18 protein-coding genes are annotated in these 22050 nt (G+C 37.2%); 14 read left to right on the top strand and 4 right to left on the bottom strand.

Features of this window, described 5'->3' with window-relative positions; all coding sequences use genetic code 11:
- Positions 1 to 19 precede the first annotated feature (19 nt).
- Genes ACZ47B_RS11225 through ACZ47B_RS11200 form a run of 6 tightly spaced genes read left to right on the top strand, consistent with a single transcriptional unit; the run spans position 20 to position 4259 of the window.
- Positions 20 to 373 carry a hypothetical protein gene (locus ACZ47B_RS11225; RefSeq protein ID WP_464894615.1) on the top strand — a complete coding sequence of 118 codons (354 nt, stop codon included), beginning with the start codon at positions 20 to 22 and terminating at the stop codon, positions 371 to 373.
- Positions 345 to 1058, top strand: a complete 714-nt coding sequence (locus ACZ47B_RS11220) for an RNA polymerase sigma factor FliA (protein WP_464894614.1) — start codon at positions 345 to 347, stop codon at positions 1056 to 1058. Before ACZ47B_RS11225 ends, ACZ47B_RS11220 begins: the two co-directional genes overlap by 29 nt.
- On the top strand, positions 1051 to 2100 hold the full coding sequence (gene fliM / locus ACZ47B_RS11215) for a flagellar motor switch protein FliM (RefSeq protein WP_464894613.1): 1050 nt from the start codon (positions 1051 to 1053) through the stop codon (positions 2098 to 2100). The genes ACZ47B_RS11220 and fliM overlap by 8 nt, the downstream gene beginning before the upstream one ends.
- Positions 2101 to 2116: 16 nt before the next feature.
- Entirely contained in the window at positions 2117 to 2983 is an 867-nt protein-coding gene (gene fliY / locus ACZ47B_RS11210; RefSeq protein ID WP_464894612.1) for a flagellar motor switch protein FliY, read from the top strand.
- Positions 2984 to 3030: 47 nt separating this feature from the next.
- On the top strand, positions 3031 to 4050 hold the full coding sequence (gene mnmA / locus ACZ47B_RS11205; protein WP_464894611.1) for a tRNA 2-thiouridine(34) synthase MnmA: 1020 nt from the start codon (positions 3031 to 3033) through the stop codon (positions 4048 to 4050).
- Positions 4047 to 4259: a hypothetical protein gene (locus tag ACZ47B_RS11200; protein ID WP_464894610.1), complete on the top strand. Its 213-nt coding sequence runs from the start codon at positions 4047 to 4049 to the stop codon at positions 4257 to 4259. The genes mnmA and ACZ47B_RS11200 overlap by 4 nt, the downstream gene beginning before the upstream one ends.
- Here ACZ47B_RS11200 and ACZ47B_RS11195 read toward each other — a convergent pair.
- Entirely contained in the window at positions 4249 to 6273 is a 2025-nt protein-coding gene (locus ACZ47B_RS11195; RefSeq protein WP_464894609.1) for a thioredoxin domain-containing protein, read from the bottom strand. The genes ACZ47B_RS11200 and ACZ47B_RS11195 overlap by 11 nt on opposite strands.
- A 384-nt stretch (positions 6274 to 6657) precedes the next feature.
- Between ACZ47B_RS11195 and ACZ47B_RS11190 the strand changes: the two genes are divergently transcribed.
- The 8 genes from ACZ47B_RS11190 (at position 6658) to ACZ47B_RS11155 (ending at position 11689) form a co-directional block, all read left to right on the top strand.
- Positions 6658 to 7188 (top strand): glycine zipper 2TM domain-containing protein, encoded by a 531-nt coding sequence (locus tag ACZ47B_RS11190; RefSeq protein ID WP_464894608.1) that lies wholly within the window; start codon positions 6658 to 6660, stop codon positions 7186 to 7188.
- A gap of 82 nt (positions 7189 to 7270) precedes the next feature.
- Positions 7271 to 8611: a signal recognition particle protein gene (ffh, locus tag ACZ47B_RS11185; RefSeq protein WP_464894607.1), complete on the top strand. Its 1341-nt coding sequence runs from the start codon at positions 7271 to 7273 to the stop codon at positions 8609 to 8611.
- Positions 8612 to 8817: 206 nt separating this feature from the next.
- The gene (gene rpsP / locus ACZ47B_RS11180; RefSeq protein ID WP_464894606.1) at positions 8818 to 9048 is read left to right on the top strand and encodes a 30S ribosomal protein S16; all 231 of its coding nucleotides are present in this window, start codon (positions 8818 to 8820) and stop codon (positions 9046 to 9048) included.
- Position 9049: 1 nt separating this feature from the next.
- The gene (locus tag ACZ47B_RS11175; protein WP_464894605.1) at positions 9050 to 9298 is read left to right on the top strand and encodes a KH domain-containing protein; all 249 of its coding nucleotides are present in this window, start codon (positions 9050 to 9052) and stop codon (positions 9296 to 9298) included.
- Positions 9285 to 9818, top strand: a complete 534-nt coding sequence (gene rimM, locus ACZ47B_RS11170) for a ribosome maturation factor RimM (protein WP_464894604.1) — start codon at positions 9285 to 9287, stop codon at positions 9816 to 9818. Before ACZ47B_RS11175 ends, rimM begins: the two co-directional genes overlap by 14 nt.
- On the top strand, positions 9815 to 10522 hold the full coding sequence (trmD, locus tag ACZ47B_RS11165; RefSeq protein ID WP_464894603.1) for a tRNA (guanosine(37)-N1)-methyltransferase TrmD: 708 nt from the start codon (positions 9815 to 9817) through the stop codon (positions 10520 to 10522). Before rimM ends, trmD begins: the two co-directional genes overlap by 4 nt.
- A complete protein-coding gene (gene rplS, locus ACZ47B_RS11160) occupies positions 10512 to 10871 on the top strand; it encodes a 50S ribosomal protein L19 (RefSeq protein WP_464894602.1) in 360 nt (119 codons plus the stop codon). Before trmD ends, rplS begins: the two co-directional genes overlap by 11 nt.
- A 98-nt stretch (positions 10872 to 10969) precedes the next feature.
- Positions 10970 to 11689 (top strand): SIR2 family NAD-dependent protein deacylase, encoded by a 720-nt coding sequence (locus ACZ47B_RS11155; protein WP_464894601.1) that lies wholly within the window; start codon positions 10970 to 10972, stop codon positions 11687 to 11689.
- Here ACZ47B_RS11155 and ACZ47B_RS11150 read toward each other — a convergent pair.
- From ACZ47B_RS11150 to ACZ47B_RS11140, 3 genes are read right to left on the bottom strand one after another with little or no spacing between them, the layout of a single operon-like run.
- Positions 11686 to 13548, bottom strand: a complete 1863-nt coding sequence (locus ACZ47B_RS11150; RefSeq protein ID WP_464894600.1) for a LapD/MoxY N-terminal periplasmic domain-containing protein — start codon at positions 13546 to 13548, stop codon at positions 11686 to 11688. The genes ACZ47B_RS11155 and ACZ47B_RS11150 overlap by 4 nt on opposite strands.
- Positions 13545 to 14192, bottom strand: a complete 648-nt coding sequence (locus ACZ47B_RS11145) for a transglutaminase-like cysteine peptidase (protein WP_464894599.1) — start codon at positions 14190 to 14192, stop codon at positions 13545 to 13547. The genes ACZ47B_RS11150 and ACZ47B_RS11145 overlap by 4 nt, the downstream gene beginning before the upstream one ends.
- Positions 14193 to 22013 (bottom strand): beta strand repeat-containing protein, encoded by a 7821-nt coding sequence (locus ACZ47B_RS11140; protein WP_464894598.1) that lies wholly within the window; start codon positions 22011 to 22013, stop codon positions 14193 to 14195.
- Between the last annotated feature and the right edge of the window lie 37 nt (positions 22014 to 22050).

Raw genomic sequence — 22050 nt, 5'->3', positions numbered from 1 at the left:
TGACCAAGGAGATATACGGGTGAAAATAGAGAATTTTATATATTTTTTTACCATATGCGGTTTCTTTATAGGCCTTATATTTTCTATAGTCAACTTTAACGATCCTTTGTATATATTGTTTTATACTTTTATAATAACGCTCTTTTTTTATCTTTTGATACATTTGAGCATTGCAAGCTTTTTGGATATAAAAAGTTTGTCAAAAAATATATTTGACAAAAACAAATACGAAGAAGTCAGTGATTATTTCATATATGAGCTTGAAAACAGAGAAAAAAAGATAAATTCTTTGGTAAATGTCATAGAAAAGATGGAAAATAAAAAAGGTATAAGAGCAAAGTCGCATGAATTACACGACAAAATCGCAGCTTAATGCCTATGAGAGGCAAATAAGAGAAGAAAGAGACAAATTAACTCTACAGTTTTTGCCGGCAGTTAGAGCTATGGCTTACAGACTCAAAGAGAGGCTTCCAAGCAGTGTGGATGTAAATGATCTTATCTCCATAGGCACCGAAGAGACCATAAAACTCTCAAGAAGATACGATGAAAGCAAAAACGATTTTTTTTGGGGATATGCCAAACAAAGAGTATATGGTTCGATGCTTGATTATCTAAGGAGCCTTGATACCCTTAGTAGAAACAACAGGAGGCTTGTAAAAGCCATAGACACAGAGTGTGAAAAATATATGGACGAGTTTGATGAAGAGCCGGATGATGCCTATCTTGCGGATGTCCTTGGGGAGAGTGAAAAAAAGATAAGAGAGGTAAGGAATATATCTGAAACTTCATCGGTTTTGCCTATAACAGAACAGATGGTGATCTTCGATAAGTGCGATACGGAAGAAAAAGTTGAAAAAGATGAGTTGATAGAGTCTATAAAAAAGGTTCTCTCAGGCTTTAAAGAGAGGGAACAGCTTATCATACAGCTTTATTATTTTGAGGAGTTGAGTTTGAAAGAGATAAGTGAAATTCTAAATATCAGTGAATCAAGAATTTCTCAAATACATAAAAAACTCATAAGAAAAATAAGAAACGAACTAGGAAGTGATCATGGCTGATATATTGAGTCAAGAAGAGATTGATGCGCTGCTTGAAGTTGTTGATGAAGAAGAGAGTGCCGATATCTCCGCCGATGAGGTTATAGACCAAAGACAAATCATTCTTTATGACTTTAAAAGACCAAACAGAGTCAGCAAAGAACAACTTCGTGCTGTTAAAGGCATACATGACAAAATGGCAAGAAACCTCTCTTCACAGATATCCGCCATCATGCGCTCCATCGTAGAGATACAACTTCATTCAGTTGATCAAATGACTTATGGTGAATTTTTGATGAGTTTGCCAAGTCCTACGAGTTTCAATGTCTTTTCAATGAAACCTCTTGATGGAAGCGGAGTCATAGAGATCAATCCCTCCATCGCTTTTCCAATGATAGACAGGCTTCTGGGCGGAAAAGGTGAAAGCTTCGATACAAGTAGAGAACTTACCGATATAGAGCTGAACCTACTCGATGCAATTTTAAGGATAATTACCCAAAAACTAAGGCTTGCCTGGGAGCCTATAACCGATATGTATCCCAACATCGAAACCAAAGAATCAAGCCCGAATGTCGTTCAAATCGTATCTCAAAACGAGATAGTCATCATGGTTGTAATGGAGCTTATAGTCGGCAACTCTAGCGGTATGATAAACATATGCTATCCGGTAATTTATCTTGAATCGATCCTGCCCAAACTTGCCAACAGAGACATCATGCTTGGCAGCTCGAACACTAAAAAAAGTAGAAACAAAGAACTTAATGTCCTCATAAAAAGGGCTGACATAAATGTAGAAGCGATTTTGGGACGAACTACACTAAGCGTAAAAGAGCTTTTGGATTTGAAAAAAGATGATATAATAAGACTCGATCGCGGGGCCGACGACAAAGCCATAGTCAGTGTAGATAAAAAAGATATGTTTTTAGGTGATATAGGTATCCACAGATTTAGAAAATCGGTAAAAATTTCCGAGTTTGTAAAAAGCGATAAAGATGAGATAAAAGAATATCTTGAAATCGTTGAACAAAACAGGCGAGAAAAAGTCTCGACAGCCAGTGCGTAAAGAAGGAGTGTGACAAGTGAATAAGTTTATAGAGATTTTAGAGAAGGACATCGTTTCAACTATTGAAGGATTGACCGGTATTGCACCAAAACTCACTCTGGACAATGAAGATGAAATAACGCAAAATATTGCGATCATGCCTCCGTTGGCTTGTATGCACATAAGCACAAAAGGCGATATAGAAGAAGGTAAAATCGCACTTTGTATGACTCCTACACTTGCAACGGCATTGGGTGATATGATGATGGGTGGAGAAGGTGAAAGCAAAGAAGAGATGAATGAAGAGGACCTTGATGCCGCAAAAGAGATAGTATCAAATATTTTTGGGGGATTTTCCACCTCACTTTCAGCCCAAAAAGAGTTGCCAAAACTTACTTTTAACATTGATGATGTGGAATTTATAGGAGAAAACGACGAGATTTCCTTGGAGAAGTATTTTAAAATATATACTTACAATGTTGAGATTTCTGGTATCTACTCCCAACTATATATAGCCTTGGATAAAAATATCGAATCAAACTTCGTAGAAAAAACCCAAACTGACCAGGCAAAACCGGCAAAAGCTGATAGAAAACCGACAAAAAACGAGTGCCAGGAAGAGGAGGAGTTATCGCCTTCGGAGATAAAAAACATATCTCTTATCATGGATGTAAAACTGCCTGTAAGAGTAAGGATAGGATCTAGAAAGATGCTTTTAAAAGATGTTTTAAGTATGGATATAGGATCTGTTATAGAGCTCAACCAGTTAGCAAACGACCCTCTTGATATACTTGTCGGTGACAAAGTCATAGCTCAGGGTGAAGTTGTCATAGTGGACGGAAATTTCGGCATCCAAATCTCAGAAATCGGAAGCAAAAGAGAAAGGCTCGAAAAACTCAGGTAAATATAATCTTTCCTAATATATAATCTCTAAAAACTTTAGGGGAAATTATGAAAATCATGATAGCTATGAGCGGTGGAGTGGACTCTTCCACGGTAGCTTATATGCTTAAAAACCAAGGGTATGAAGTAGAGGGAGTTTACATGAAACTCCACAACAAACCAAACTATCACGAAGCAAATATAAAAAAAGTTGAAAAGATCGCCAAATATTTGGGTATCAAGTACCATGTATTAGACCTGAGTGAGAAATTTGACAAATTTGTTTATAAACCGTTTATCGAAAGTTATAAAAAAGGTGAGACACCAAATCCATGCGTTTTATGTAACCGTACCATCAAATTTGGTGAGCTCGTAGAATTTGCAAAACAACGAGAATGCGACAAACTCGCTACCGGACACTATGTGGATATAAAAGAGGGTTTTATAGCTGAAGCCAAAGATAAAAGTAAAGACCAAAGCTACTTTCTATCCAATATCAAAAAAGAAAATATCCCTTATCTTTTATTCCCCCTGAATGATACATTAAAAAAAGATTTAAAAGAAGCTGCACTGAAGATCGATATATTAAAAGAGTTTTCAACACAAAAAGAAAGCAGTGAGATATGCTTTGTCGATACTACATATATAGATGTGTTAAAAGATCATACAGATACCGATATGCCGGGAAATGTTATAGATAAAGAGGGCAATGTCATAGGCAGGCACAAAGGGTATATGCACTATACTATCGGCAAAAGAAGAGGTTTTGAAGTTTTTGGTGCACATGAACCTCACTATGTCACCAAAATCAATCCAAATACAAACGAAATCACAGTCGGGAACAAAGATGAATTGCAGATAAAAAGCTTTTTTATAAAGGATGTCAACCTTTTTATAGAGAAAGATGAGTTTGAAGCTGGAGTCAAGATAAGATACAGAAGTCCAAAGACACCTTGCAGAGTTATCCTGGATAAAAACAACAATAGCGCAGAAGTTATACTGGATGAGCCTGTTTTTGGACTTGCCAGTGGACAGATGGCTGTATTTTATGATGATGATAAAGTAATCGCAGGAGGATGGATATTATGAGCAAGGGCGGATGGTCTTGTCCTCACAGCATAGACGGGATTTGCGACATTATAAAAAAAGAGTGTGATCCCGGAGATAAAGGATGCGTACTATATGGCAAAGCACTTTTTTCTTCAGAGGATTCACCCTCAAACGAAGCTTTTGAAAAAAGAATGCAAAGAAAACTAAAGAAAATAATGGAAGAAAAAGAGAGAGGCGCTACTTCCTGATCTCTTTTTCTATCTTTTTGATAATTTCATCTTTATCTTTTGAAAATGCAAAACATACATCGACTTTGCAGGCAAGAAAAGTTTTGTCATCTGTCGGCTTGAAGAGTATAAAAGGATAAGAGAGCTTTTTATCCATTTGTTTTTTTAATTCCATCAAAGGCTCTTTTTTGCTTTTGATGATGATATACCCTTTTTTATAAGCTACGCTGTCAAGAACTGCTTGAGGGAAATTTGCCGGATATTTCGATAAAAGAGTGCTGTTTGAAGCTATGGTATTTTTAGCCGTCTCTTCATAAGATAAATTCTCTTCAAAAAGTGCAAGTTTCAAAAGATTGTCAACCATAACGCCAAGAGAACTTACATATGCATTTCCGTCAAAAGCGGCTTTGACTTTAAAAGGCTCCAAAGAACTGTACCATGAGCCGTCTATATAAAATTTTGCGATCGCCTTCTTGGTAAATTCATCGGCTGCTTTTAAGTAGGCATTATCATAAGTTGCCTCATAAGCGCCAAGTAACGCAGAAATCAAAAACGAATAATCTTCAAGATTTGCTTCAACCTTCGGACTCTTGCCTAAAAGTATCTGATGGTATAGTGTATCGTTAACATATACTTTATCCATCAAGGCTTTTAAAGAAGCAATCGCATAATTTTTAAACTCAGGGTTAAGTGAAGATGCTTTAAAAAGTGATCTTATCAAAAGCGCATTCCAGGAAGTCAGTATCTTGTGATCTACAAAAGGATATACTCTCTTATCTCTTATGCTCAAAAGGGCTTTCTTGGCTTTTTCCAAGTTTGTAGGTCTTGGAGCCAACTCTTCTATATAAGGATTGTTCTTGCCTTCAAAATTTCCATCTTCAGTTATATCAAAATATTCAAGTATCTCTTTATAGTTTTCTATACCGGCTTTTTGAAGCGCATCTTTTGCTTCGTCATACTTATATACAAAGTATGCACCCTCCTCTTTTTCCCCGGTCTTGGGATCTATACTGTCTGCATCACTTGCACTGTAATACATCCCTTCTTTCTCAAATCTTTTTTTCAAAAATTTTACCAAATCATTGACCACATCTTTATATAACTCTTTTTTTGTTATCTTGTATGCCAAAGCATAAACTTCCAAAAGCTCAGCATTTGTATAGAGCATCTTTTCAAAATGTGGTATCATCCACCTCTCATCAGTTGAGTATCTAAAAAACCCGCTCTCTATCTGGTCATAAATCCCACCCTTTGCCATAGCGCTTAGCATACCTTCAGCCATATCAAGAGCATCTTTATCATGATTTATCTCATAAAGCACAAGTAACGCTTTCAAGGTAGAAGCATGAGGAAATTTTGGAGCAAGACCTATGCCGAAATTGTCTCTGTCATAATTTTTGGTAACTCCTTTGATGAATTTCTCTTCCAAATCATTTTCAATTCCACCGGAACTGTTTTGAGGCTGTTTTTCCATAATGTCCAGATATTTCTGCACATCTTTTGCCGCAGCTTCTATCTTGGCAAAGTTATTTTTCTTTAACGCTGCAAAATATTTAAGTAACTCTATAAGTCCCGGTCTTCCGTACTTCTCCTCTCTTGGAACATATGTAGCACTAAAAAACGGTTTTCCGTCAGGTGTGAGTATCAAAGTTAGAGGCCACCCTCCTCCTCTTTTATTCATAAGATAGTAAACATCTTGGAAATGCTTGTCAAGCGATGGCATCTCTTCTCTATCTACTTTTATGGCTATATAATTTTCATTTAGTATCTTTGCCACCTCTTCATTTTCAAAAGATTCCTCTTCCATAACATGACACCAATGACAAGTACTGTATCCGATGGATAAAAAGATAAGCTTATGCTCTTTTTTTGCCTTGTCAAACGCTTTTTTACCCCAAGGCATCCAATTTACCGGGTTATGAGCATGTTGTAATAGATAAGGAGAATCCTCATGTATCAACTCATTTGTGTATTTGTATGTTTTTGCTTGCATTATCATTACCACCGTCATTAAAATAAATATTATCTTTTTCATGTCAATTCCTTGCAAAAGATATATCAGAGTATCAAAATAGTCATAAATGCACGATTTTTTCACAATTTTAATATAAAGTTTTAATACCATTCTCAACTAGGGAGTATATATTTTAAATAAAAGAGAAGCTGTCATATGCAAGGCAAAAGTTTGCAGTACTACCTGTAGGTAATTCAAAAACTTTTAACGCAGTCAGATGATAGCTTATCTTTTACCAAAGGCAAACATATTGTATCATATTGCTTCGTTACATTTTCTCGAATTACCTACGGGTAGTACTTCGAAAATGTGCCTCGCACTATAACACAATATGTTTGTTTAAAATGTATACTCCTTAGTTGGGGATGGTATAAGTATAAAAAGAAAAAATCCAAGGAGGATAAGATGAAAAAGATAATTTTGGCCGGATTGATTGTGGGTCTTGGCATAAGTTTAAGTGCAGAGAGTTTTATCATTCAAGATAGAGCGGAAGTAGTAAGAAGCAAACCTATATATCGAAATGTTGTAAAAAGAGTTCCTTATCAAGAGTGCTGGGATGAACAAGTACCAGTTCAAAGCTACTATGATGATGACTCGGGTAATACCATAGACAATAATTTTGGAGCTCTCATCGGTGGAGTTGCCGGAGGTATTCTTGGGCATCAAGTAGGCGGCGGAAGTGGTAAAACCGCTGCTACAGTAGGAGGAGCTATCATAGGAACACTTGTCGGGAAAAACCTTTCTCACAAAAATCGCAGACACAGATATGTAAGCGGTTACAGGACTGAGAGAAAATGTGTAACAAAATACAGCCAGACAAGAGACAGAGTTATCACAAGATATAAAAATGTAGCCTACTATCAAGGAAGAAAGATAGTAAAATTCAGCGATAGACCTTTAAAGTTCATACAGATCAGAAAAATTATAGAGTACTAATGCCATTCCCGACTAAAGAATATTAGATTTTAAGGCTTCTTTTAGTATTATTCAAATTAAAACAATACAAAAGGAGCCTCCATTGCTTGGTTCATTAACCGACTCTTTTAAAACAGCTATAAACAAGATCCGCTTTGCCGACGATGACAAAGCACTAAAAAAAGCACTCGATAATCTCAAAAAATCACTTTTAAAAGCAGATGTCCATCATAAAGTTGTAAGAGAGCTTATAAAAAATGTAGAACTTGAGACTAAAAGAGCCGGCATCGGCAAAGAAAACTTTTTAAAGTCTTTAAGAGACAATCTTTTAAATATCCTAGATGTAGGCGGAAAACAGGGATTTGTCTTTGCCTCAAAACCACCAACCGTTGTTTTGATGAGTGGACTTCAAGGAAGCGGTAAAACAACCACAACGGTAAAACTCGCATACTATCTAAAACTCAGAAAAAAGAAAGTGCTTATCGCAGCTTGTGACTTGCAAAGACTAGCGGCGGTTGAACAGTTAAAGCAGCTTTGTGAGCAAAACGAACTTGATCTTTACTATGATGAAAATGAAAAAAATCCTTTAAAAATAGCGAAAGATGCTCTAAAAAAGGCAAAAGACGGGCTTTACGATGTACTTTTGGTCGATACTGCCGGACGACTTGCCATAGATGAAGAGCTTATGGATGAATTGAACTCCATAAAAAAAGCTTTAAGCCCTGATGAGATCTTCTATGTGGCTGATTCGCTAACAGGTCAGGATGCAGTAAGAAGTGCAACAACCTTCAATGAAAAACTTGGTCTTACAGGCGTTATCCTTTCAAAATATGACGGTGACAGCAAAGGCGGGGTGGCCCTTGGTATAGCAAAACAGACCGGAGTTCCTCTAAGGTTTATAGGTATCGGTGAAAAAGCACCCGATCTTGAGCTGTTCATTCCCGATAGGATAGTCAACAGACTTATGGGTGAAGGTGATCTTGCCTCTTTGGCAGAAAAAACAAGTACTATCATAGATGAGAAAAAAGCAAAGAAGCTAACCCAAAAGATGAAAAAGGGTGAATTTAACTTCAATGATTTCATGGAACAGATGGAAAGTATGAAAAAGTTAGGAAACTTAAAGTCACTTGTAGGTATGATACCGGGTCTCTCTTCCATGGCAAATCAGATAAAAGATATGGATCTAGAAAATTCAGCTGAGATGAAAGCCATGAAAGCTATGATATCTTCCATGACAAAAAAAGAGAGAGAACACCCATCACTTTTAAACAACAGTAGAAAAAGAAGAATAGCCCAGGGTGCAGGACTTTCACAAATGCAAGTAAATCGCTTCATAAAGCAGTTTAACAATGCAGCCAAAATGGCAAAGAAATTTTCAGGCAAAAAAGGGATGCAAGACTTGCAAAGCCTCATGGGCGGACAAGGAAGAGGATTTCCAAGATAATTGGACTTCAACGAGTCCATTCTTTACTTTTAAGTAAATTTTAGATATAATCCACTTTCAATTTGGCTCTTAAAATAATCCCTCTGTGATTAAGAGTCGTAATCGAAGCTAAAAAGCGACAAAGAGGCACGATAAACTACAATTATTTTGCTTGATTTTTCTGCTAATGCTTCACAAAATTTAAAAACTATACAAAAAGGAAACAAATGACAGTTGTAAGACTAACAAGAATGGGTAGAAAGAAAAAACCTTTTTACAGAATAGTCGTAACAGACAGCAGAAGAAGAAGAGATGGCGGATGGATAGAATCCATCGGATACTACAACCCTTTGACTGAGCCTGAAACCATAAAGTTTGACGAAGAGAGACTAGCTTACTGGAAAAGTGTCGGTGCCAAACTAAGTGACAGGGTAAAGAAGATAACCGAAAGCAAATGAAATGGTTGAGGATTTTATAAGAGAGTTTACACTTCTTTTGGTTGACAAACCCGAACTTGTGAGAATCGAGAATAAAAAGGTAGATGACAGTTACAGCGAGATAACCATCTATGCTCACAAAAGCGATACCGGCAAACTCATAGGCAAAGAAGGCAAGATGATAAACTCACTCAAAACCGTTATATCAGGCTGCAAAGCCAAAGATAACAGATCATACAAAATCATGGTAAAAGCGATTGAAGAGAAGTGATCTTATAAAGGTTGCTCAGATAGGAAAAACTGTAGGTTTAAGGGGCGATTTGAAGCTCCACCTACATACTGATTTTCCCGAACAATTTAAAAAAGATAAAGTTTTTTTCAAAAACGATTTTTCAAATCTCATCATTGAAAACTACAATCCCCAAAGAGGTATCGTAAAGTTTGTAGGCTTTAATACCAAAGAATATGCCTCTATACTTACGAACCAATTTTTATATACCACATTTGAAGATAGCCAAAAGAACTGCATCTTGGAAGATGATGAGTATTTTTGGTTTGATATGATGAATGCAAAAGTATTTGAAAATGATATGTGTCTTGGAGAAGTTACAGATATCCAAAGATTCGATCCTGATGATTTTTTGGTAGTAAAAACAGATACAAATCTCCAGGATGCTTCACTCCCTAAGCAGTTTCTTATACCCTATATAGATAGATACATAGTGGATTTTGACAAAGATAGCAAGACTTTACATACCAAAGATACTCTTGATATACTAAAAAGCTCATGAAATTTACATTCGTTACACTTTTTCCAAATCTTATAAAGCCATATTTTGAAGATTCCATTCTAAAAATCGCTTCAAAGAAAGGTTTGTTGCAGCAAGATTATGTAAACCCAAGAGATTTTACTCTTGATAAACATAAAAAAGTTGATGATGCCCTTATAAGTGGAGGTGCTGGTATGCTTATGACTCCTCAGCCCTTAGATGATGCCTTGAGAGATATAAAAAAACGAGATAAAAATGCCTATATGATTTTTACTACCCCTTCGGCAAAACTTTTCAACCAAAAAGATGCCAAAAGACTTGCAAAAAAGAGTCATATAGTATTTGTAAGCGGCAGATATGAGGGGATAGATGAAAGAGTTATAGAGATGCATGCCAATGAAGTTTTCAGTATTGGTGATTTTGTGCTAACCGGCGGTGAGCTTCCCTCTCTTGTGATGAGTGATGCCATAAGCAGAAATATCCCCGGAGTTCTTGGAAACAGTTCATCTTTAAATGAGGAGAGTTATGAAAACTCACTTCTTGAAGCCCCATCTTTTACAAAACCAAACATTTTTAAAAAAAACAGTGTCATTAAAGAGTTTTTAAAGGGAAATCACGGTAAAATTGCATCCTTAAAATATGATTTATCGCTTTTAAAGACAAAGTATCACAGAATCGACTTGTACAAAAAGCTAAAAACCAAAGGAAAAGTTCATGAGAAATAGATATGTAGAAGCATACGAGCAAAAACAATTTGAGAAAAAAAGCATACCTGATTTTAGAGCAGGCGATACTTTAAGAGTTGCCGTTGAAATCAAAGAGGGTGATAAAACAAGAATCCAGAATTTTGAAGGTGTGTGTATAGCTAAAAGAGGAAGCGGAACCGGAGCTACTTTCATAGTTAGAAAAATTGGAGCTAACAACATAGGAGTTGAGAGAATATTTCCACTTTACAGCGACAGCATAGAGAGCATTACCGTTCTTAGAAAAGGTAGAGTAAGAAGAGCTAAACTTTTCTATCTAAGAGACAGAAAAGGTAAAGCCGCAAGAATCAAAGAACTTAAAAGAAAATAATCCTTCCTAAAACTTTAAAATGACAAATGGCATTTTGTCATTTTTACTTCCTGATATGATATAATACCTCTTAGAATGATATAAGGGGTATTATCTTCATGCTCTATAAAGAAGCTGCCAAAATCATAAAAAACAGTAAAAAACTTGTCGCTTTCACAGGGGCTGGTATATCAGTCGAAAGCGGTATCCCCACATTTCGTGGAAAAGATGGTCTATGGAGCAAGTATGATCCTACTATACTAGATATAGACTACTTTAAAGCCCGTCCAAAAGATAGTTGGCAAAAGATAAAAGAGATATTTTATGATTTTATGAGGGATACCAAACCGAATTTCGCCCACGAATATCTCGCTTTTTTAGAAAAAGAAGGGATATTAAAAGCCGTTGTAACCCAAAACATAGACGGACTCCACCAAGCTGCGGGGAGCAAGAATGTGATAGAATTTCACGGCACCACAAAAGAACTTGTATGTCTTGGGTGCAATACAAAATACAAAAGTACAGATATAAACCTCGATCTTCTACCACCTGTTTGCAGCAAATGCGGCTCTTTATTGAAGCCTGATTTTGTTTTTTTCAAAGAGCCTATTCCAAGTGACGCATACAGAAGATCTTATGAGCTTATAAAAGAAGCCGATACACTGCTTATCATCGGCACAACCGGAGAGATCATGCCTGCAAGTGAGTTTCCGTATCTTTGCAAAGGTAAAATCATCGAGATAAACCCGGAATTTTCAAAGTATACTGAAACGAAAACGGATATATTTTTACAAGATAAAGCGACTGTCGCCACAAAAAAACTAAAAGATCTCTTTTAGAGCACAAAATAGTCTATATCGTATTTTTCCAACTTCTTTTTATCTTCTTCTACTTTGTCTAGTACAATTTTTACATCTGCAGCTTTTAACATTAGTATAAAACTCTCTTTCAATGCATCGTTCATTTCTAAAAAATGACCTGCATACATTTTTACATATTTCGGGCTTATATCATACAGTTCTTTAGTGATATTCTCATCGGCATCGAACCGGCTGATTGCTATATCCACACTATTGTCTTTTAAATTTTTGAGGATTGATTTTAGTTTGAAATCGCTCATTTTTTGTAAGCAGTTTTGCGGTATCTCTACTATAACGTCGATCCCTTGTTTTTTGATGGAATTTATGCTTGTTATCATAGTATCAAAATCCTCGAAACAGCTTATATCAACCTCAACGGATATATCATGTTCAAATTTCATCGTCTCCAGAAGATTCCAAACCTGTCTCATGTATGATCCGTACAAACCGTGAAATTTTACAAGCGGTATGATACTTTTAAAATCCATCTGCTTAAACCTCTCGTCATTTATAAAGAAGTTTATAAAATCTATCTTTTTTCGTTCTTGCAAGGCAATGATAGGCTGTTTTATTATCTCAAATCTGTGATGATGCAAGGCTTGTTGCAAGATAGCTCTACACTCTGATTTTTTAATTGAAAAATTTTCTTTTACGATACATTTGTACCTTTCTTTGCCTTCACTCTCCAAAGTATTCAAATTAAAATCGATACTGGAAAACATTGTGGAGAGATCGAGGTTTTTTTCATAAGTTTTTGCCACCATGTAGAATTTCATGACATTGTTGAGTGCAGGATAGCGGTCTAAAAATGAAGTTATCTTTACGGATATGTTTTGAGCTATCCTATCTGTTTCATCTTTTGTGACAGCAGGGAGCAAACATCCAAATTCAGTACCGGATACTCTACATGCTATCGCATCATCTTCTTCTAGTGTATTCTCTTTTAGTACCAAAGCGATATTTTTATATATTTCATTTACTTTATCAAATCCTATGATTTTATTTGCTTCAAGAGTATTTGCTATTCTTAAAAAAAGAACCACTCCGCCTGCTCTGTTATCCAGAGATTTTACATATTCATTGTATTTTAGGATAAAAAATCTTCTATTGCCCAAAGAGGTTATCTCATCAGTATAAGTGATTTTTTGATTTTTCGCAGTTGCGCTCTGCAAAGAGTGATATATCTTTTCCATCTTTCCCACTATCTTGTTCATGGCTATGACGATAGTGCGCAACTCCAAGGTTTGCGGGATAAATTTTTGATATTCAAATCTGTTTTTTATCACCTCTTGGGCTTGGTGACGAACTCTTTGCAACGGTTTGAATATCACTTTCAACAGTATATATATCAACCAAACACCAACCAATCCGGCTATGAAAAATACAAGAACGATATTTTTAAAAAGATGATACAGATATTCTATCGCTTTAGATTTATCGATAGTGACGCTAAGTACCCCAAAAGGCTGCCATCCGCTTGAAACCTGAGCTTGAGCACTGTTTTGTGACAAATCGATAAACTCACCAAACCAAGGCGGTACATGTGCATTTTTTTTCGATACTTTTTTCAATAAAATTTTACCTTTCATGTCATGCAGTAAAACAGCTTTATAGTGTCCGTTGTCAAAAACTGCATTGACAATGGTGTAAATCTTTGCCATATCTCCTTTTGCCGTGCTTAAGTTGACACTTAAAACCGCAGCGTTATTTTGCGCTCTTTGATAAAGTTCATTTTCAACAAATCTTTTTGTATCCAAAAAACTGATGCTAAGAACCAATGCCAGGATAAAAAGTAGAATTACCGAAAAAAGTATCGCGATTTGTTTAAATAGTGTCATAATATATTCCTTTTGATTTTTTCCATTAGAGTATCCCATTTTCGTTTTGCAAGCCTGTTCTTTTTGGGAGCTATTTTTTTATCACTTTGATGAAATCTGTGCAGTGTATCACCGTTAAAGATATATACCGGAAACAAATCTTTTCTTTTATCGGCTGGAAATATCTTGTAATTCAAACTATCGAGTATCAAAGGTACGCTGCCTTGTTTTTCATAATAACCCAATACCATGTGAGGCACTCTTCTTCCCTTTACAACCGCATAGATAAAATACATCTTTTTAGAATCGATACCAAGTTCTTTGAGAGTAAGATATTTTGCTATCACATAGTCTTCGCAATCACCTCTGTCTTTACCGAGAAATTCCCATGGTGTCGCCCAATAGTCTTTTTTGTGCCATACTTTCATATCGCTTGTATATCTTACCTGATTCCAAAAATCATTGACCTCTTTTAATTTTTTGGACAATGGTGCGTTTTGTAAACTTTGCATGAGAGATTGTAGCGCCAAAAGCCTTCTTGCGGCAAAAAGCCCATACTTTTTTTTCATTTCCAAAAGTATGGGTTTGGATACAAGTTCTGAAAAAGCACTGCTTTGCAAAAGCAGCATAGTCAAGACTATACTGCTTATAAATTTTTTGGACATTTAAGATACTGTTATATGATCTTCGATCTTGAGTGTAACTGTTGAATCACCACTGTTTGTATAAACATCATAAGTATGGCCGTTTTCACTCACCGAAGCACTTTGTGACCATCCGCCTCCTCCAAGAGTTACGTTATCGGCACTGTCACCGTTTATAGTTAAATTGTTATTGCTATCGGTCATATCCACTACATCACTCAAGCTAAGGTTTGTCACACTGTTATCACCGGCATTCAAGTCAATAGTTTCTACGTTTTTTACATTACTGAAGTCTATAGTCTCTCCATTTAACACCAAAGTGTCATTGCCGCCCAGTGCATCTACCGTATTTCCTTTATAAAGAAGTATATCATCTCCGCTTGATGGTATTGATTCGGTTATATTTATATTAAAACTGCCTGAAATGGTTGAACTTAAAGTATCTGTTTGTGCAACACCATTTATAGTGGCGCTATCAACTGTTTGCAGTGTAAAGTCTATCGTTGCATTTGAAACCGATGTATGAACCACACTTACATCATTGATATCTTTAGTATTTATATCCGTTATGGTATATGTATCATTGTTAGTGTCATAACTTACATGCGAACTGTCAACCGGTTCGCCGGATACTTTAAAAGTTGCCTTATCATCGCCAAATCCCTTTAGCGTCAATATCACACTTTCACTGCCATCCAAATCCTCGGCATTTGCATTTAGGTTTAGCGGTATATCTTCTCCCTCGCTTCCAAATGTCTTTGTAGCACTTGCAGTTATATCGTTTGCAACCGGAGATATGTCAAGATCGAATGTCTGAGTTTGTATTGCGGTTGCGCTTCCGTCAGAATTGGTCACATTTAAAGTTATGTTGGTCACCTCTCCACTCCAGTTTTGAGGTGGTGTGATGTAGATGTTAGGCATGGCCCCGCCGTTTACAGGGATGGCCCAGATATTGTATCCTACTTGAGCACCATTTAGATCAAAAGTGGAGCCAGACCCATTATCTCCAGCATTTAAAGCCATGGTTTCACTTCCACTACCCCCATAATATACCAAAAATCCATCCGGGACATTATCTATCGTAATCGATTTGACACTCTCACTTCCATCACCGTCACCGGAAGTTCCTATGCCTGTTAACTCTATGAAGTTATTTGATTCGGTACCGTTATGGATATAGTGCTCATCTCCGCTTGCAGCCAAATTTGAGAGTTCAAGACCATCAACTACAGGATTGATATCTATCGTTATACTGCCTCCGTCTATTGAAGTTAAAGTATTTGAAGCACCATTCTCTTGAACATCCGCTTTGTAAGTAAATACTGCTTGACCTGAGATATCGGTAGCCGGGATAAACATCAAACCTGTCAATTTAGAACTATCTATCGAAGCGTTTCCATTGCTATCGAAATTTACTACAGTCCCGTCAGAGAGTTTGAGAGTTCCAAGTGTTGTATCATCAGTATGCAGTATAACATTCGAGATAGTATAGTGAGGCTTGTCAACACTGTCGAAAGTTATATCAAAACCATAACCGCTACTATCCTCGTCTATAGCACCTGTCATATCTATCTGTGTCAAGTCATCGGTAACAGGTGTAACTGAAGTCTCGTTGTATGTTGAGGTAACTTGATGGCTGTATGCCCCAAACATATAGGCATTCAAAGTTATATCAGCATTTAGTGACGCATTTCCTATATTGTTCGAATTTAGATTTTCATCCGGTATTACTGCCGTTCTTTGTAGAGCTGAATTTATGGAGCTTTCATCTCCGCTTATCACATATACGGTATCTCCGTTACTATCGGTATAGCTTATTGTACTGCTTGGATCAACAAAAGAAAAGCCTTGCAGATTTGTGATAGATATACTGTAAGTAGCATCATCATGGGAGTTATCGCCCGCTCCGTCATTTGGATCAGTATCTACTTTTATAAAATCGCCCAGATAAAATGTGGTATCCTCGACAATTTCAGGATGATCTATATGCAAGTCCGCACTGACAGTATCAGTAGATCCACCGTTGCCATTGTCTATGTTGTCTATGAATTTTACCTTGGTATCGGCTTTGACTTCCTGGGCGTTACCGTCTTTGTCTACTGTTGTTACAGTTATATCTTTTGCGATTCCCGTACCGCCATAGAGTTCGGTTCCAACTTTAAAGGTAACGTCATAATTTTCAGTGTCGGCATTCATAGCAATATTTGGTGTAACGATCCAAGTAGCTTCACTGCCGCCTGAAACTCTTACTCCATTATCCACTATAATACCGTCTGGAACATTTTCTATAAGAAGTTTTGTTATCTTTTCACTTCCGTCTGTATCTGTATCACTGTTATCAGTAGCAAGTGCAGTTATATCAAGAGTTGTTGTAAAATCTCCGGTATCATTTATGTTTACCTCTTCTTCACCGTTAGTTCCGTCGTTTGCGGTTATGTGTGCTCCGGATATATTTGCACTGCCGCTTATATCTACACTGACTCCATCCGTTACGGGAGATAAAGTAAAATTCACCATACCGTCTTGATAATCGGAGGTATCTATCAAATCTCCGTTTCCATCACTCAAACCGCTCACCGTATCCGTTGTGATATATTTTATATGTATGGATGTTTCTAAGGAACTTCCCAAGTCAGAGTCATATTGCACGGTTAAGTTATCTTTATCGCTTGCATTTATTTTATAATAAGTAATGTTATCTATGACTTCAGTAGTTGACAGATCATTTCCGGAGAGTTTTAATGTAAAATCTTTATTGTCTACATCATCTTTTTTCAGATAAATTGTTTGTAATGCTTCATTGCTGTCTTGAGGAGTAAAAGTAAAATGGACCGCCGTCTGCATATCTTCATCTACGCTTGTATCCGAAGATAGAGAAGCCTCGGCTACCGGAGTTACAAGAACTTTTACATCCTGGGTAAAGTGGGTTTTGCTATCCCCTTCTCTTTCGGTAGTTATATAAGTCAGCTTGAAGTTCGCCTCTCCCGCATAACCATCCGGGAAATTTATATGGACGGTATCGAGGTCATCTTTGGAAACAACATATTTTCCATTGCCCAAGGACAAGGCTTTACCGCTTACCTCAAAACCACCAGGCAAGTCGCTTATTACTACAGAAAGAGCCTCACTGCCATCTTTGTCATAAGAATTCAAGTGAGTAAAATCCTGATATACTTTTTTCAAATCCACATATTCATTTTCATTGACGACTTCTGCATATACGCCGTTTTGGGAACTGTTTCCGTCTCTATCATAAAGATGCAAATCCGTATTTGCAGGGATATCGGCAACACCTGTTACTCCTATGTCAACTTGTAATGTCTGGGCTACTGATTGGGTGTTCCCGTCATTGGAATATGCACTGATATCGAAAGTATAATTTTCATCACTATTGTGAGGAGGTATAAACAGAGGTAGTTTGTCATTATCATAACTAGATATAACCACCTTGTATGTAGCATCAGAATTGTCCGTAACATTTACATTGTGCAAATTGCCACTGTTTTTATCATACAGATAGTATGTGCCGTCAGTATCTGCTATGTATAAAGACGCCCCATCAGGTATCTTATCTATGGTGACAGTATATGTTTCAGCATCATCTGGTGATGCACCGGTCAATCTTCTATCATCATCGGATGTCACTTTTACATCTATAGGTATACCGTTTTCAGGGTGGTCTATATCACTTGCAGTTGCACTATCATTTGATGTATTTCCTGCACTTCTTCCTGCATCCTCTAAACCTACGGTCTGTTTTACTTGTATGGTAACATCATCTGCGACCGGGTTTACATCCCCTTTTAGATATAAAGTCACCTCTTTTGTTTGAGGTGTTACGGTTGAGTCACTATCTGTATCGGTTACTTTCAGTGTCAGCGTAGCATCGATATTTCCACTATAATTTGGAGCTATTTTGAGAGTAAAATCCGGGTCGGCTTTCGTATTGTCAGGGAAATTGATGGTGGCTGTTCCATCGGATGCTACTGCGGTACTGACTCCGTCAAGTGTTATGATACTGCCTTCAGGTAGTCCGCTAAATTCATAACTTCTATGCTCGCTTCCATCAAGATCAGGTGATGTATCATCCTGCGTTCCACCGACTTGGGTCAATATAGATTTTAAATCTATTACGGTACCACTACTATCTTCATCAACCGTGTTAAAAGTAAATGTATTGGCGGTATCGTCGGTATTGCTGTTACCGTCATCGGTACTTGAGATAGTTCCGATCCCTTGATCGTCGTTGTATTTTAAAGAGATATCATCGGTAACCGCTAAAACATCCACCGTTACCGTCTGAGTAGAATAGTTTGAAACTATATCAGGATTAAATACATCTCCATTATCGTCCACTTCATGCATTTTTGTTTTTATATCCATGATTATATTGTTTGCGTTATCTTCTGCCTGAACTATAGCCAAAGACTCATACTGGGCTTGAGTCAAATTATAATTACCGGTAAAATTTGTTGGGTGATATTCGTTTACATCGGTAATACCTATGGTAAAAGTATTGGTATCTTTTGTTACATGCATCAAAGTTGTATCCAAAGTTCCATTACCGTCTGAATCATATTTAAGCGTTGCTACTCCAAAATCATTACTATTTGCGAAAGATATCTCAATAAGTCCAAATCTCTCATGAGCATCACCGCTGGTTGAGCCGTTTTGGTCAGTTTGATCTGTTTGATCCGATAGCGAAGGCAAAGACAAATTTAAACCTATAGTATTGGTTCCCTCGTGAGTATTTACAAAATCTTCTCCGGTAGTTAGAGTTGCATCATCAGGCATAATCGGTACATCAGCAACCGGTTTGACGCTTATGGCAATATTTGCGCTGGCATTATCTCCATCACCGTCACTTACATTGTAGCTAAAACCGTTTGTATCACCACTATAGTTTGGTTTTGGACTGAAAGTAAGTGTTCCATCACCATTGTTGGTTAAAGCTCCCATAATATCATTTCTTTGATTATCATATATATCTATACTATTTCCGCTGGATATGGTTTGATCTCCGTCAACTCCATTGTTTAGAGTGATTTGTCCATTACTGAAACTTTCATCACTTATATATATGATTTTAGAAGTATCTTCATCAGTACTCACTGTTTGAGGGTCGGCACTAGGCATGGAATCATTAACCACTACATCGAATGAGGAAGTCTTAGAATATGTATCGCCTGCCGCATCGGTATCGTTCACATCGTAATTGAATGATAAAGTTATATTGTCATCACTGTTAGTTATAGGATGGTCAAGATTTTTATACTGTGTGTAAGTATAATTTCCATTATCTTTGTCAAGTATTATCTCAAAAACTTTGTCGCCGTCACTGTCGTTTGCAACTATCTTACCCGGGGTAGAATAATCATAAGATACGGCTTTACCGTCTGAAGTTAAAGCCAAAGTATTTCCATTATCATCTTTTGCAATTACACCATGCTCAAAAGTCAGAGTATAGTTACTTTCATTTGGTGAAGTTATATGAAGAGAGCCTGTATCTTGTATAAAAGTTATATTGTTTTGTATATCAAAATCATCTTCATCCACTCCTGCATTATCCGGAGTAGCCGGAGTTACTCCGTTTTGAATGGTTCCTGTTACACTGTCGCTGTCACTTACATAACCGTTTGCACTGTTTGCTGCGGCTATATTTTCAAAGTAGTTGTCATTATCCGTGATATTGAGGATTTTCAGAGTATAACTTTCATCATTTTCCTGTATAAAGTCATCTTTTGTAAGATTTTGGATGGTAGCTGAAGAATTACCTCCATTTATGGTTACTTGTGTGATCCTCGATCCTCTAAAGTCACCATTTTCAAGTCCTGTTCCATCTGTATAACTCATATCTACGGTTACACTTTTACCACTTGGAACACTAACAGGGTTTCCGTCTTTATCAACCAAAGTAACCGTATGAGTCAGATATCCACCCTCAACGACGGTATCATCAGGAGTTACCATCACATAAACTGTATCTTCAGTATCTGTTCCATGGTCATTTTCATTTGATCCGTCGATGATGGTTGTAGTAGCAACGTCGCTGTCATTTATATAACCGTTAGCCGTAGTTGCTATCGCGGTATTTTCATAAGTATTGTTTGTATCTGTAACATTAGTTATGGTTGCGGTTAAAGGTTCATCTCCTTCATTTAGATAATCATCTTTTACAGGTACAGTTATATCAGTATGATTTGTGTTTGAATTTATGGTTACTGAAGTTGATAAAGATGACAATGTCGTATCATCAATACCTGCCGTACCGCTCCAATTGATATCAACATCCATACTTGCACCACTTGGAACGGTGACAGGATTTCCATCTTTGTCAACCAAAGAGACGGTGTAGATTATATCACCTCCATCTTCTGTTATGGTTGTATGGTCTGTGGTTATCTTGGCATAAACCGTGTCAATAGGGTCTGTTCCACTATCATCTATAATAGTACCTGTTCCCGTATCTGAACTATCTGTAAGTCTTTCATCAGTTGAACTACCACTTAGCACAACTGTTTCATCACTCTCTTTTATATAGTCATCATTGATAGCTACTCTTACTTTTACGGTTGATGCGTCAGCAGGCATATCCACAGTTGTTCCTGCATTTATCCAACTGTTTCCACCATCTATGCTGTATTGGAGTTGTGGGTTATAGTCATCTGTTGGTGTTGCGGTTCCGGCCGTTGTAAATGAAACAGGTATATCATCTCCTACCGGATTGGAAAGCTTGACATCATAGACAAGATATGCTCCATCTGCTTCTCTTACCGTTCCGGCATCATCTATGATGAGTGAAGCTGTTGTATCTTCATCTACATTTGGATTGTCCGATCCTCTGTCGTCAATGATGGTTGCGATACCTTCACCATCAGCTATACGCGCATTGTCGCTTATACTGGATATAAGGATATTGAAATTTTCATTGGATTCGGTTATATCATCGTCATTTACGGGTATTTCTATGGTTGTTTGTGTCTCTCCTCCTCTTATCACGGCAGTTCCGCTAACGGAAGTATAATCATCTCCATTTGTCGCACTTGCATCTCTTGTCGTATAGTGGATGACGATATCTTCTCCTATGGGGGCACTCGATCTTAAGGTAAAAACAACCATACCGTTTTGTTCATGTATAGAAGTATCGTTTACAGAAACTTCCGGTATAACCGGCTGATGGTTTGGCGCGGGCGCGGGTGCGGGTGCGGGTGCGGGTTGCGGGGGATTGTAGGGCTGAGTAGGTACGGTCGGATTTGGAAGAGGTGGAGTTTGAGGTCCCAAGGATCCTGTCTGAGCAAGGTGAGTCGGTGAAAATCCACTCTCTCCGCTACTGCTCAACGGGTCAAAATCATGTTCAAGATTGTATGAATGAGTTGCGACATTTCTTAGATCGGAGTTAACATCGGCTATCGCTCCGTCGGTTTTTGCAAATTGATCAATCTCGTGACCTCTTGGCAGCACTTCTTCTTTACCGATTGCGGTTTCATTTATATCTATATCGCCATACTCTTTTAAGATATCATCTACAAAGTCACTTTGAGTCTTGACATCTCTCAGATTGGAATTTACATCCGCTTGAGAAAGGGTCATGTCTTCAGTCGGTATCGAAGCATCAAACGTACTTCCCTCAAGATACACCATACCGTTTCCGTTAAATTTCAAATCATTCTTTGTCGATATAAGATCTATATCTATGTTTTGTCCTCTATTTTTTGAAGGATTGTATATAAGATCGGTTTCGTATACCGGATCTCCTTTGTGTAGAACTCTAGTTTCACCTGTTTTTGACTTGGCTATGAAATCACCCTCGATCCCTTTTACATATCCGACTATTTTTGCCATGAAATATCCTTGTTTGTTATTGTTTTTATATTTTATA

The organism is Thiofractor thiocamini (assembly GCF_055384375.1).
Note: the sequence above shows the minus strand (reverse complement) of the source record. Positions and strands in the feature narration are given on the sequence as shown.